Genomic DNA, 13,659 nt, shown 5'->3' with positions numbered 1-13,659 from the left:
CGGAGGCGATATTATGAACACAAATTTAACTGGATTACATCATATTACTGCAATTACATCAAGCTCTCCAAAAATGTTTGATTTTATGGTCCACACGCTGGGACTGCATTTGATTAAAAAGACTGTTAATCAAGATGATATTCGAACTTACCATTTATACTTTACTGATGATATGGGTTCAGCAGGAACGGATTTAACTTTTTTTGATTTTCCTGGCATTCAAAATGGTCGCAAGGGCAAAAATACGGTTTCGCGAATCGGATTTCGAGTGCCATCTGATGATGCATTAAATTATTGGGAATCGCGGTTTGATGAATTTGATATTAAACACGATGCCATTGAGACTCATTTTGGTAGCCAAACGATGAATTTTTATGATTTTGATGACCAGCGATACCAATTAGTGTCAGATGAGATCAATCATGGCGTCCAAGCGGGGACTCCGTATCGCTATAGTCCAGTTCCAGATGAATTTGCTATTTATGCGCTAGGGCCAACGATTGTGACGGTTGATTATCCTACTAGAATGCACTACATTTTGACTGATGTGATGGGCTTTTCTAAGGTGGCTACAGAGGGACAAGAAGTTTTATACGAGCTACATGATGGTGGTCACGGTGCACAAATAATTATGGCTACCAATGTAGTTGAACCTGATGAAGTTCAAGGTTATGGGACTGTGCATCACGTTGCCTTTAGAACTGATAACGAAGAAAGTTTACAATACTGGATCAACCGAATTGAGGAGGTTGGTCTAATGCATTCTGGGTTTGTTGATCGCTTTTACTTCAAATCAGAATACTTCCGCCCGGGCCCCGGGGTTTTATTTGAAATCGCCACTGATGGCCCTGGTTTCTTAGTCGATGAAACATTTGAAGAGGCTGGTGTTCATCTTGAATTACCACCATTCTTAGAGGATCAACGTGAAGATATTGAGGAGCATTTGGTTCCATTTAACACAGATACAAAAGGAGCTTAATGATGGTAACTTTTAAGCATTTTTATCAAGCTGGAGACTCAGACCTACCAACAATTTTAATGCTTCATGGAACTGGTGGAGACGAAAAGGATTTGTTACAAATTGCAGATTTTATTGCTCCAAAAAATCCCAAGTTGGGTGTCCGCGGTCGTTTGGTTGAACAGGGGATGACTCGGTATTTTAACCATCTATCAAATGGTAGTTTTGATTTGGAAAGTTTAGCATCTGAGACCAATCTACTTTTGATTGAAATCAAACGACTGGCTGAGGAATATCATTTAGAATACGATAAGATGATTGTGTTAGGATTCTCCAATGGTGCTAATGTTGCCTTGTATGCGATGTTAAACAATTTAACACCTATTAAAACAGGGATCTTTATGCATCCAATGATCTTGTCAAATGAAACTGCATCAACGGCCAATATCGGTCCGGTTTGGCTATCTCATGGGATTTTAGATCCCATCGTGCCAGAACGTATTTTTGGATTATTACAGCAAAAATTAGCAGAGGCACATGCCGATGTGACTGTGTTTGAGCATAATAAAAGTCACGAAGTAACAATGCCTGAAATTGAAGACGCTAAAAAATGGTTTGATGAATTAAATACTAAATAGTTTGAAAAAAATCCGCCAGCCTTACTTTAAAATAGTATGGTGGCGGATCTTTTATTTGGGACGAACCAAGGTGAATGTTTTACCTAACAGTGTGTATTCATTACCGGCTAGTCGTCCGATGGGATTCAGGTTATGATTCAAAATATATTTTTTTTCTTGGTTGAAAACTGTTTGATCAAAGAAAAAGTCGGTTACTTGAAGGATAAACATGTCTGTAATAACGTTCCCATCAGTTTGTTTAATCGGAACGTATTGAAATAATTTGGTTTCAAACCGGATTAACGGCTCGGCAAGCGACGGGGTGTGAACAGTTAAGCTAGGGATTGTTGTTAAGTTAGTTAGATCTAGCTCACTAATATTATTAGCTAGCGATGCAGCAGTTAAATTCATTTGTTTGGCTAGTGGGGCTGAAATCGTGTGTATCACAGCTTCTTTGGTGTTTAGGATGTTGGCAGCCGTATCTTTCATTGTTTGGTTAGTATTGCGTAGAATAGCCAATGATAGCAGTGGTAGTTGGTTTGATAGCCCACTAAAAAAGCTAAATGGTGCTAGGTTAATGGTCCCATCAATGCCACGGGAAGTTACCCACGCAATCGGGCGCGGAATGACACTACCACTAATTAATTTATATTGTTCCTTGGTTGATAGTTCGCTTGCGTTAAAGTGGATCATGAGCGTACTCCTTAATGGCCAATTAAAGCTAATTTTCATTGTAGTTTAGCATATATCAATTGACATTTGCATTTATTTCGCGTACTTTAATAGACTGTTAGGTACCTAAGTATATTGATGAGGTTAGAGCAAATGCAGAATAATTATGAACAGTTATCGCATCAAATGTTTGAAATGATGACATTAATGCGGCGGCTTAGTTTAAAAACGGTAAAAAATCAACATGGATTACATCATGGTAAGGGGCACGTCTTGCATGCGTTAATGGAGCACGACAACTTATCGCAAGCTGAACTAGCTCAGATGATTGGGATTCGTCCCGCATCAGTGACGGGGTTGCTAGAAAAAATGGAAAAAGAAAATCTAGTCGTCAGAACTCCCGACTCCAACGATAAGCGAGTGATAAGGGTGACAATCTCCGCCGAGGGCAAAAAAGTGGTCCACGAAAACCAGATTTTACGTCGTCAAATTGACCAGTTGGTTTTTGGTAAATTGACTGAAGATGAGCAACAGCATTTAATGGAGTTATTCACCAAATTGGTTCGAACAATGAATTATTATGATGCGAAAGATCGTGATGAATTTAAACATGAAATTAGTCAAATAGCAAAGGACAGTGATCAAGAAGATGATTAAAATTGCACGAAAAAATTTAAATTGGTGGGCGGCTACTGCGGCACTGCTATTTTTGTTAATTCAAGTCAGTGCTGATTTGTATTTACCAACGATAACTTCTAACTTAATTGATAAAGGAATTGCCCAAAATGATCAGGCATATATTTGGCGGCAAGGATTCAACATGCTGATTGTTTCGTTAATTGGTCTACTAGCAGCTGCTGGGAATGTTTACTTTGCTTCCACTCAATCAATGAAAGTTGGCCAAAAACTACGAACCCAGATGTTTACCAAAGTAGTAAATTTTTCGAGTCGTGAATTTACTGATTTTGGAGATGCATCATTGATTACACGCTCAACGAATGACATTGTCCAAATCCAGAACGTAATGGTAACCATTTTACGAATGATGTTGCAGTCGCCAATTATGTTGATTGCGGCTGGAGTATTAGCTTATAATCGTGAACCACGATTAACACAGGTATTCTTGGTGGCATTGCCAATTTTAGCAGTGGCAGTTGTAGGGATCATGTACTTTGCCGTGCCATTGTTTAAGAGTATTCAAAAGAAAACTGATCGGATTAACTTAGTTTTTCGTGAGGGATTGACTGGTGTGCGGGTTATTCGGGCGTTTAATCAAGACAAGTTTGAGCAAGATCGGTTTGATTCAGCTAACCGAGACTATACCAAAACAGCTACTAAGGCGTTTGTGATCACTTCATTTATGTTTCCAATTATGACGCTGATTTTAAGTGGCTCCAATATTGGTATTATTTATTTGGGCGGCCATTTAATTGCGAATATGCAGATGCAAGTTGGTAACTTGGTGGCCTTTATGACTTATGCTACCCAAATTTTAATGAGTTTCATGATGCTTTCAATGGTGTTTGTGTTCGTACCTCGAGCCTCTGCATCTGCTGCACGGATCAATGAAGTTATTGAACGTGACAATAGCGTCGCAGATTTACCACAGGATCAAATTGAAGAATTTGATCAAAATAAACCGGCATCACTTGAGTTTAATAATGTTCAATTTGAATATCGTGGAGCTGAACAAAAAGCATTACAAGATGTGAGTTTCAAGGCATCTGCAGGCCAGACGGTCGCTATTATCGGTGGGACCGGATCTGGTAAATCGACGTTGGTTAATCTAATCCCACGGCTATTTAATTTTGATGACGGCCAGATTTTAGTTAATGGTCAGCCAATCAAACAAGTGAGTCAGCACGCTTTGCATGAGAAAATTTCAATTACACAACAAAAGGCTGTCTTGTTTAAGGGAACAATCCGGACTAACTTGCAATATGGTAATCAAAAAGCTACGGATGATCAAATGTGGCAGGCATTGGAAATAGCACAGGCAAAAGGTTTCGTTACTAGCAATGGTGGCCTAGATGCTGTTGTTGAACAAGATGGCGGTAACTTTTCAGGAGGACAACGACAACGTTTAGCAATTGCCCGAACGATTATTAAGGAAGCTGCTATCTATATTTTTGATGATTCATTTTCTGCGCTTGATTTTAAGACGGACGCGCAGCTTCGCATGGCTTTGCATCAGGATCAACGGATCAAAAATGCGGTCACTGTAATTGTTGCTCAGCGAGTGTCAACTGTCGCTGATGCGGATTTGATTTTAGTAATGGATGACGGCAAAGTGGTTGGGCAAGGTACTCATCAAGAATTGAAGGCTAACAACGAAACCTATCGGCAAATTGTTGATTCACAAATTAGGGAAGGGGATGCTGCAAATGCGTAATCGTGGTGCAAGTAAAGCTGTTGATAAGCCACACAATTTTTGGCCGACTACTTGGCGTTTGTTTGCTTATATGAAAAAATGGATTCCCGGGGTAATAGTATCACTAGTTTTAGCCGCTATTTCTGTCATTTTATCAATTAATGCGCCTAAAATTCTGGGGCAGGCAACTACTGAAATTTACGCTGGTGTCACCAAAGGATATCAAGAAATTAAAGCTGGGATGCACGTTACCAGTTTGCCAATTGATTTTGATAAGATTATCCATGTGATGGTTGTGGTTGGAATTTTATATGGATTGTCATCGTTGTTTAGTGTGGTGCAACAAATTGTGATGACGCGCATTTCACAACAAGTCGTTTATCAATTGCGCAAAGATTTTAAGGCTAAGATGCAACGCGTACCAGTTAGTTACTATGATACTCATTCAAACGGTGACATTATGAGTCGTGCAGTGAATGATATGGACAATATTGCTGGAACATTGCAGCAAAGTTTGATCCAAATTGTTACCAGCTCGTTAACTTTCTTCGGTGTTTTATACATTATGTTTACAATTAGTTGGAAATTAACGTTGATTGCGTTAGTTAGTGTTCCACTTAGCTTAATCGTCGTTGGTGTAATTGCCCCGCGTTCACAAAAACTATTTAGTAAGCAACAATCTAGTTTAGGATTACTGAATAATCATGTCGAAGAAAACTATGCAGGTCATACGGTAGTTCGGACTTTCAATCATGAGCAAGCAGCTATTAATGAGTTTGAAAAGCAAAATTCAAATTACTATAAAGCAGCTTGGAAGGCTCAATTTTTCTCCACACTAATTTTTCCAATGATGAACTTTATCAGAAATTTGGACTACTTGTTAGTGGCTGTTGTCGGAACCATTGAGGTTGCGGCAGGACAAATTACTTTAGGAAACGTGCAAGCTTTTTTGCAATACACCAATCAGTTTTCACAACCAATTACCCAGATTGCTAACTTGACTAATACAATTCAGGCCACAATTGCTTCTGCAGAACGTATTTTTGCGGTGTTAGATGAACCAGAAATGCTTGATACCAAACAGCAGTTGCCCAATAAAGATGATGATGGAACTAAAATTGAATTTAACGATGTGGCCTTTAGTTACGATGAAAATCCATTAATCAAAGATTTTAATTTGAAGGCACCCACTAATCATATGGTTGCGATTGTAGGGCCAACCGGAGCTGGAAAGACAACTATCATTAACTTACTGGAACGGTTTTATGATGTTACTGGTGGCCGTATTTATCTGGACGGAAAAGAAACACGAAATATATCGCGTGAAACAGTTCGTCAACATTTTGCGATGGTACTACAAGATACCTGGTTATTCACAGGAACTATCTTTGATAATATTAAGTACGGACGAGAAAATGCCACTGATGAAGAAGTGTATGCGGCTGCTAAAGAAGCCCGGGCGGATAGTTTTATTCGCCAACTACCTGATGGGTATCAAACAGTTTTGGATGAATCCGCTTCTAATATCTCGCAAGGCCAACGACAATTATTAACGATTGCCCGGGCATTTGTTGCGGATCCTGAGATTTTGATTTTAGATGAAGCAACAAGTTCTGTAGATACTAGAACGGAAACCTTGATTCAACAAGCAATGAACAAACTGCAACGAAACCGAACCAGTTTTGTGGTCGCACATCGATTATCAACTATTCGCAATGCTGAAAAAATCATTGTGATGGATCACGGTCAGATTGTTGAAACTGGTGATCATGATGGCTTAATCGCACAACATGGTTTCTATGCTGATTTGTATAACAGTCAATTCATGGGTAATCAAATTTAAGGTGTTGTCAACATGGTGCAATATGAAAAAACAATTAAACAATTACATCAGTTAGTAACCCAAAATGTAGTACCAGGTGTTTCGTATACTATTTTTGATGCGCATAATCAGTACTCAGAAGTTTTTGGTAATGCACAATTGGTACCAACTAAAATGAAACTATGGGCCAATGCAAAATATGATGTCGCATCACTAACTAAGGTAATTGGAACTACAACTGTTATTATGCAATTAGTCGAGCGTGGGGAATTAAATATTGAAGCTCCAGTTCACCAATATTTACCCCGATTTACAGATCAACGGGTGACCATTCGACACTTATTGACTCATACATCAGGGATCGAAGGTTACATTAAAAATCGTAATCAGCTCCCTGCAGAGGAACTGACGAATCAGCTCCTAAAGTTACATGTTGGTAAGGATTTCAATCAGCGTGTAAAGTATGCAGACATTGGGTTTATTTATCTTGGTTGGATTATTGAGTATTTTTATCACCAACCAGTACAACAGGTAATTGAGCAGCAAGTGCTACAACCCTTGAAAATGACGGGAGCAACGTTTAGTCCGCATAAACGGGATTGTGTCCCGACTGAAGTGCAATTAAAACGAGGCTTGATTCGTGGCCAAGTTCATGACCCGAAGGCATATATTTTACAAGAACATTGTGGCTGCGCAGGCCTTTTTGCAACTTTATCTGATTTAGAAATTTTTAGTCATGCGATGGTGACAACCAATTTAGCAGGATTGTTGACTGCTGCAACAATTGATCAACTATTTGATGACCAAACACCTATGCCGGGGTTTCATGGTCGTTCATTTGGATGGCGGGTGCTGAAAAGTGATGCCGTTGATAACCATTTGGTGATCTATCATACTGGTTTTACCGGTACTTGGATGGTGTTGGACCGTGATGAACAACAGGGATTTATCATGTTATCAAACCGAGTCCACCCCAGTGCTGATAATGATGAATTTCTTACGCGAAGAAATTTAATTGTGCGAACATATCTGCAAGAAAAAGAAAGTGAGATAAAAGGTGTTTAGATTCCGAGCCGATTTTGTATCGCAGCGGAAACCATAATTACATGCTACTTTCTACTTTTGTAGTTTAGTAAATATGGATATTGAGGAAAATCTGACCTTTTCTACGCTTTAGCAATATATTTGATAAATATTAAAAAGGCAGGCAAAAACTATGTTTTTGCCTGCCTTTTTGTGTTAATTAAAATGTTGGTTGAATCTCTAATTTAGCCTGAGCTGATAAATCTGCATCTGGGTATTTATTTTTTAATGCAGTGAGAATCATTCGTTTAGCTAATTCACCATTTCTGGTAAGAATTGGTCCATGAAAATAAGAACAGAAAACTTGTTTGTAAATTGCTCCTTCAGTGTGATCTTCACCGTTGTTGCCATGCCCTGAAATAACAGTTCCAAGGGCTTTTTCGCCATTACCAAGAAAAGTTCTGCCATTGTGATTTTCAAAGCCGTGATAGGTTTCACCAGTATCTTCATTCTTAATCGTAATATTACCAATAAAACGGTTATTATCTTGACTCAATGTATAGTGATCTAAAACACCAATGCCGGGTATTTTTTCACCATCAGCACCAATATAATAATGCCCCAATAGCTGATAGCCACCACAAATGGCAAGCATTGGTTTGTCCTCTGAAATGAATTGTTGGATCCCATCTTTTTTATTTGGGATATCATGGGAAACAATCATTTGTTCATAGTCTTGGCCACCACCGAAGAATGCTAAATCAAAATCATCTGGATTGAATGATTCTTCCATGCTAATTACATCGACGGTTAGATCGGTATCCATTTGTTTTGCATAGTATTGAAGGGCCAAAATATTGCCGACATCACCATATGTGTTTAACAGATCACCGTATAGGTGTGCTAAACGTAATGAGTATTTTGCCATTATGCATTCATTCCTTCCTTAATGTAGCCTTGTTCGGCCAACTGTTTTCGCAATTGCAGAATAGCGGTATAAGTTGCCAAAATATAGACTTTTTCTGTTGGCAAAGATTTAATTTTCCCAATTATCTTCGTCAAATCCGGCTCGATGATTGGATTATCAACGCCAGCTACTTTAAGCCTAAAGGTGATATCCTTATAACGTTCACCGCCAGTCATAAATTGAGGGATGTCATGTTGTTGCAACTTTTCAAAGTTACCATCCCAAATCCAACTAGTATCAATTCCATCCGCGTAGTTGGCATTTAATAATCCGACAAAAGAAAATGGTTGTGGATCAGATAAAATCATGTCGATTACTTGATTTAAGCCCACGGGATTTTTAACTAGAATCAACGTTACTTTTTTATCGTCCACATTGATCGTTTCCTGGCGTCCAAATACTTTTCTGTCGGATTCAAAAGCTTTTCCAATTTGTGCTGGTTCAACTCCTAGAAAACGTCCAAGCGCATATGCAGCTAATGCATTATAGATATTATATAAACCACCAATTTGAATAGTGTATTGATGATGATCAATTTCAAATGTTGAGTTAGTAGGGGTTAACTTAGTTAATTTAGTTACCTGATAAGTTAATTCAGGGCGTTTAAAGCCGCAATTAGGACAGAAATAACTTCCTAAGTTACCATATGTTAGAAAACCAAAGTGCAAAATATGATTACATTTAGGACATAAAACGCCATCTGTGTTAGCAGGTGCTTTGATATCCTTATTTTCTGTGTGATTAAAGCCAAAAAAAATCTTTGGATTGGGAAGATCTTTAGAATTGAAAATTTGAGCATCGCCATTAGCAATAATAGTTGCTTCGGGTGCCATTTTTACGCCTGCCAAAATTTTATCGTAAGTCGTATAAATCTCGCCATACCGATCCATTTGGTCCCTAAACAGGTTAGTGAAAACGAATGCCACTGGTTTAATATGCTCGGTAACTTTAACAACGTTCGCTTCATCAACCTCTAAAATTGCTAGTGTTTTACCATTTTTTGATTTGTGTGCTGTGATAAAAGTGGTAACAATTCCCTGTTCCATGTTGGAGCCGGTTGGGTTAGTTAAAACATAATCATATTTTTGTTGTAATACTCGCACGCTTAATGCGGTGGTTAAAGTTTTACCATTTGTACCAGTGATTACCACGACATCAAATTTTTCACCAAATGCTTTCAGAATGTGTGGGTCGATGGCTGTGGTGATTTTGCCAGGTAGAGAACTTCCACCATGTAAAAAAGTATGTAAAAACCAGTAACTAGATTTACCAGCAGTGGTGGCAATCGAACTTCTTAGCGACATTAATAGGATCCTCCAATAGTTTTTTCACTATCTAATATCATACTTGATTTTGAAATTATCGGTTAATTGTAGCGTGAATTTAGCAAAAAAGAAAGAATTTAGCGTACTCTAGAATTAAAGGCTTCAATTTGTACATTAATTTCGCTATACTAGGGTGGAATACGCAAAGAAAAGGTGAATGACTGTGGCGCAATTATTTTTTAAATATGGTGCAATGAATTCAGGTAAATCAATCGAAATTTTGAAGGTTGCTCACAATTACGAAGAGCAAGGCAAGTCCGTCATTATTTTAACCAGTGGCTTGGATACGCGCTCTGGAGTTGGAACAATTGCTAGTCGGATTGGCTTGGAGCGTGCGGCCGTTCCTGTGTTAGATGAAACCGACATATTTGAATACGTGGAACAGACCAATCCGGATGCAGCGTGTGTCTTAGTTGATGAAGCACAGTTTTTGAAAAAGGAACACATCATTCAACTAACTAAAATTGTGGATGAACTAAACATTCCGGTAATGACATTTGGGTTAAAAAACGATTTTCGTAACCAATTGTTTGAAGGCTCAAAATATTTATTGATTTATTCTGATAAATTAGAAGAGATGAAAACGATTTGCTGGTTTTGTAAGAAAAAGGCAACCATGAATTTACGCATTCATGATGGTAAGCCAGTGTACGACGGAGAACAAGTAATGATTGGTGGCAATGAGTCGTATTACCCAGTTTGCCGTCGCCATTATTTTCACCCGTTGTTGAAGTAAGATTAAAATGTGCTAATTTATCCAGCCTCTTTGTGATGCTACTCGGATTGATTAGTACTCTGATTTTGAAACGTGTTATTTTAGCCAAATCTTGTAGGCCAAATTAACACTCTATGCTTGTTTAGGAGAGAAAACCATGGATGAAATTTTTGATAAGCTGCAAGCTGTGGCTGATCGGTACGATGAGTTAAACGAATTGATCAGTGATCCTGAAATAATTGCTGATACACAAAGGTTTATGAAACTGTCTAAAGAAGAAGGCAGCATTCGTGAAACCGTTGAAAAATACACTGAATATAAAAAAGTTTCTCAGCAGATTAAGGATGACGATGAGCTATTACATGAGAAACTAGATCCGGAAATGGAGCAATTAACTAAGGAAGAACTGGCTGAATCTAAGGAACAGCAGGAACAGTTGGAACAAGAACTACGAGTTTTGTTATTGCCACAAGATCCTAATGATGATAAAAATATTATCATGGAGATCCACGGTGCTGCTGGTGGGGACGAAGCGAGCCTATTTGCTGGTGATTTATTTGAAATGTACTCACGCTACGCTGAAAAACAGGGGTGGCAAGTTGAAGTCGTCGATAAAAGTGATACTGAAGTTGGTGGATTTAAGGAAATTGTTTTGATGATTTCTGGCAATAAGGTTTATTCTAAACTTAAGTATGAAAATGGTGCTCATCGTGTTCAACGGATTCCGGTAACTGAATCTGCTGGTCGTGTGCATACATCCACTGCGACGGTTGGTGTTATGCCTGAGGCTGAGGATGTCGATATTGATATTGATCCAAAAGATATCCGAACTGATGTCTACCGCTCTTCTGGTGCTGGTGGACAGCACATTAACAAAACATCATCTGCCGTTCGAATGACACATTTACCAACTGGAATTGTGGTTGCAATGCAAGATGAACGATCGCAGCAGCAAAATCGGGCGAAGGCAATGCAAATTTTGCGGGCTCGTGTTTACGATTATTATCAGCAAAAAGAACAAAGTGCATATGATGAACAGCGTAAATCTGCTGTTGGGACCGGTGATCGTTCTGAACGAATCCGAACCTATAATTATCCTCAAAACAGAGTGACTGATCATCGTATAGGATTGACTTTAAATAAGTTGGACCGAATTATGAATGGTGAATTAGACGAGATTATCGATGCACTTGTAATTGCTGATCAAACTGAAAAAATGGAGCAATTACGTAATGAGTAATCCGACATATCAAGAAGCCCTTAATTGGGCTTATTCTCATATACAGGGAAAAAAGATTGATGTTACTGCTCCTGAGTTTATCCTGTCACAACGCCATGGTTGGTCGACAACGGATCTATTACTGCAAAGAAAAAAAACGATGCAGGAGGAGGAATGGCAACTATTTCAAAGTGATATTGCACGATTAAACCAATTTGAACCGGCACAGTATATTGTCGGTAAAGCACCATTTTATGGTCGTACTTTTAATGTTTCTCCATCTGTTTTGATTCCAGAAAGTGAAACTGAAGAATTAGTTGATTGGGTGCTGACTGAATTTCAAAATGATAGACCTTTGCGTGTATTAGATTTAGGGACAGGCAGTGGTGTGATCGGAATTTCGCTGAAGTTAGAACGACCAAATTGGCGAGTGACTGCCAGTGATATTTCAGCCGCAGCTTTGACGGTAGCCAAGCAAAATGCAACTAATTTAGCTGCAGAAATTGAGTTTGTTGAAAGCAATATATTTAATAATCTATTGGATCATCAGTTTGATTTAATTGTGACAAACCCACCATATATTGCCGTAGATGAGACAGCACAAATGGATCCGCAGGTTATCCAATATGAACCGCAACTGGCTCTATTTGCTGATCAACAGGGAATGGGTTTTTATCAGCAAATGATGACACAGATTGACTCAGTTTTGAATGTGAATGGCCATTTATTTGGCGAGACCGGTTATAAACAAGAGAGCTTGATTACTGAGTTAATTAAAAATAAAAATCGTAATGCAAAATTTGAAACAAGGCATGATATTAGTGGCAAAATGAGAATGTTTCATGCATGGATGCTGAGTTAAAAGGAGACACTGATATTGGAAACTAAAATTTTTAAGTTAGCACAAATCAACGAAGCAGCAAATTTAATTAAGGCTGGGGAGTTAGTTGCTTTTCCAACTGAAACAGTTTACGGTTTGGGTGCTGATGCAACAAACGAACAGGCAGTTAAAAAAGTATATGCAGCAAAGGGACGTCCCAGTGATAATCCACTGATCGTGCACGTTGCTTCAACAGAAACTGTGGCAAATTATGTTCAGTCCATCTCACCGAACGCTAAAAAATTAATGAGTCAGTTTTGGCCTGGTTCGTTGACAATGATTTTTAACCTTAAGCCAAATGCTTTTTCTAAAACAGTAACAGGTGGATTAAATACTGCGGCATTTCGTTTTCCTGATAATCAAGCTACATTAGATTTAATTAATGCTGCTGGTTGTCCGCTAGTTGGACCGTCGGCTAATACTTCGGGAAAGCCTAGTCCAACAACTGCGCAACACGTGTATCATGATTTAAACGGAAAAATCGCTGGTATTTTAGATGATGGGCCAACCAGGGTAGGAGTAGAGTCAACTGTATTAGATATGTCGACAGATGAACCTGTAATTTTGAGGCCAGGAGCAGTTACAAAAGCACAAATTGAAGCTGTAATTGGTTCAATTGAAACTAATCACCATCAAGTTGGTAAAAATGAAACTCCTAAGGCACCAGGAATGAAATATAAACATTACGCCCCAAAAGCACAGGTCTATATTGTCGATCAAGATGATGATTGGTCAGCAGCAATTAAATGGGCAAAAGAGCAACCATTTGGGGTGGGTATAATGGCAGAAAAGAGATTGCTAACCGACTTAAAACCGGCTGATAATTTACAAACATTTTCGCTTGGTGCTGGTGTGGAGGATGCTAGTGCTCAATTATTTGCTGGGTTACGTCAATTTGATAATCAAGCAACCATTAAAACTATTTTAGTCCAAGCCTTTGCTGCAGAAGGCTTAGGATTGGCATATATGAATCGGCTAAATAAATCTGCTGGCGGTGAACATTTTAAACTTGATTAACATACTTGTTTTTTTCTTAGTGCAAGTTAGTTAGAATATAATCAGGATGAGTGACTAGTTTCGTAATCTAACA

At 38.6% G+C, this 13,659-nt stretch carries 13 protein-coding genes; 10 read left to right on the top strand and 3 right to left on the bottom strand.

Going from position 1 to position 13,659, the window contains the following annotated elements; all coding sequences use genetic code 11:
* The first annotated feature begins 13 nt into the window (after window positions 1–13).
* Together FFM51_RS04635 and FFM51_RS04630 are read left to right on the top strand one after the other, a co-directional pair.
* The gene (locus FFM51_RS04635) at window positions 14–979 is read left to right on the top strand and encodes a ring-cleaving dioxygenase (RefSeq protein WP_137597471.1); all 966 of its coding nucleotides are present in this window, start codon (window positions 14–16) and stop codon (window positions 977–979) included.
* Between the two features lie 2 nt (window positions 980–981).
* Window positions 982–1,596, top strand: coding sequence for an alpha/beta hydrolase (locus tag FFM51_RS04630; protein WP_170999569.1), 615 nt, complete (start codon window positions 982–984; stop codon window positions 1,594–1,596).
* A gap of 51 nt (window positions 1,597–1,647) precedes the next feature.
* Here the strand turns inward: FFM51_RS04630 and FFM51_RS04625 are convergent, their stop codons facing one another.
* Entirely contained in the window at window positions 1,648–2,268 is a 621-nt protein-coding gene (locus FFM51_RS04625) for a flavin reductase family protein (protein ID WP_137597469.1), read from the bottom strand.
* Between the two features lie 132 nt (window positions 2,269–2,400).
* Between FFM51_RS04625 and FFM51_RS04620 the strand changes: the two genes are divergently transcribed.
* The 4 genes from FFM51_RS04620 to FFM51_RS04605 are packed head-to-tail and all read left to right on the top strand — an operon-like array spanning window position 2,401 to window position 7,505.
* Window positions 2,401–2,904 carry a MarR family winged helix-turn-helix transcriptional regulator gene (locus FFM51_RS04620; protein ID WP_170999568.1) on the top strand — a complete coding sequence of 168 codons (504 nt, stop codon included), beginning with the start codon at window positions 2,401–2,403 and terminating at the stop codon, window positions 2,902–2,904.
* Entirely contained in the window at window positions 2,897–4,639 is a 1,743-nt protein-coding gene (locus tag FFM51_RS04615) for an ABC transporter ATP-binding protein (protein WP_137597467.1), read from the top strand. Before FFM51_RS04620 ends, FFM51_RS04615 begins: the two co-directional genes overlap by 8 nt.
* Window positions 4,632–6,461, top strand: a complete 1,830-nt coding sequence (locus FFM51_RS04610; protein WP_414691952.1) for an ABC transporter ATP-binding protein — start codon at window positions 4,632–4,634, stop codon at window positions 6,459–6,461. The genes FFM51_RS04615 and FFM51_RS04610 overlap by 8 nt, the downstream gene beginning before the upstream one ends.
* 12 nt (window positions 6,462–6,473) lie before the next feature.
* The gene (locus tag FFM51_RS04605) at window positions 6,474–7,505 is read left to right on the top strand and encodes a serine hydrolase domain-containing protein (RefSeq protein WP_137597465.1); all 1,032 of its coding nucleotides are present in this window, start codon (window positions 6,474–6,476) and stop codon (window positions 7,503–7,505) included.
* A 178-nt stretch (window positions 7,506–7,683) separates the two neighbouring features.
* Here the strand turns inward: FFM51_RS04605 and FFM51_RS04600 are convergent, their stop codons facing one another.
* Together FFM51_RS04600 and FFM51_RS04595 are read right to left on the bottom strand one after the other, a co-directional pair.
* On the bottom strand, window positions 7,684–8,391 hold the full coding sequence (locus tag FFM51_RS04600) for a type 1 glutamine amidotransferase (RefSeq protein ID WP_137597464.1): 708 nt from the start codon (window positions 8,389–8,391) through the stop codon (window positions 7,684–7,686).
* Entirely contained in the window at window positions 8,391–9,734 is a 1,344-nt protein-coding gene (locus tag FFM51_RS04595) for a Mur ligase family protein (protein ID WP_137597463.1), read from the bottom strand. Before FFM51_RS04595 ends, FFM51_RS04600 begins: the two co-directional genes overlap by 1 nt.
* A 184-nt stretch (window positions 9,735–9,918) precedes the next feature.
* On the opposite strand from FFM51_RS04595, the gene FFM51_RS04590 reads away from it, so the two are divergent.
* The 4 genes from FFM51_RS04590 (at window position 9,919) to FFM51_RS04575 (ending at window position 13,586) form a co-directional block, all read left to right on the top strand.
* Complete coding sequence (locus FFM51_RS04590) at window positions 9,919–10,491, top strand: thymidine kinase (protein WP_137597462.1); 573 nt, start codon at window positions 9,919–9,921, stop codon at window positions 10,489–10,491.
* 136 nt (window positions 10,492–10,627) lie between these two features.
* Window positions 10,628–11,710, top strand: a complete 1,083-nt coding sequence (gene prfA, locus FFM51_RS04585; RefSeq protein WP_137597461.1) for a peptide chain release factor 1 — start codon at window positions 10,628–10,630, stop codon at window positions 11,708–11,710.
* Window positions 11,703–12,551, top strand: a complete 849-nt coding sequence (prmC, locus tag FFM51_RS04580; RefSeq protein ID WP_137597460.1) for a peptide chain release factor N(5)-glutamine methyltransferase — start codon at window positions 11,703–11,705, stop codon at window positions 12,549–12,551. The genes prfA and prmC overlap by 8 nt, the downstream gene beginning before the upstream one ends.
* A 15-nt stretch (window positions 12,552–12,566) precedes the next feature.
* On the top strand, window positions 12,567–13,586 hold the full coding sequence (locus FFM51_RS04575; protein ID WP_137597459.1) for an L-threonylcarbamoyladenylate synthase: 1,020 nt from the start codon (window positions 12,567–12,569) through the stop codon (window positions 13,584–13,586).
* Window positions 13,587–13,659 lie beyond the last annotated feature (73 nt).

This window comes from Paucilactobacillus kaifaensis (assembly GCF_005405145.1).
GTDB classification, from domain to species: Bacteria; Bacillota; Bacilli; order Lactobacillales; family Lactobacillaceae; genus Paucilactobacillus; species Paucilactobacillus kaifaensis.
Note: the sequence above shows the minus strand (reverse complement) of the source record. Positions and strands in the feature narration are given on the sequence as shown.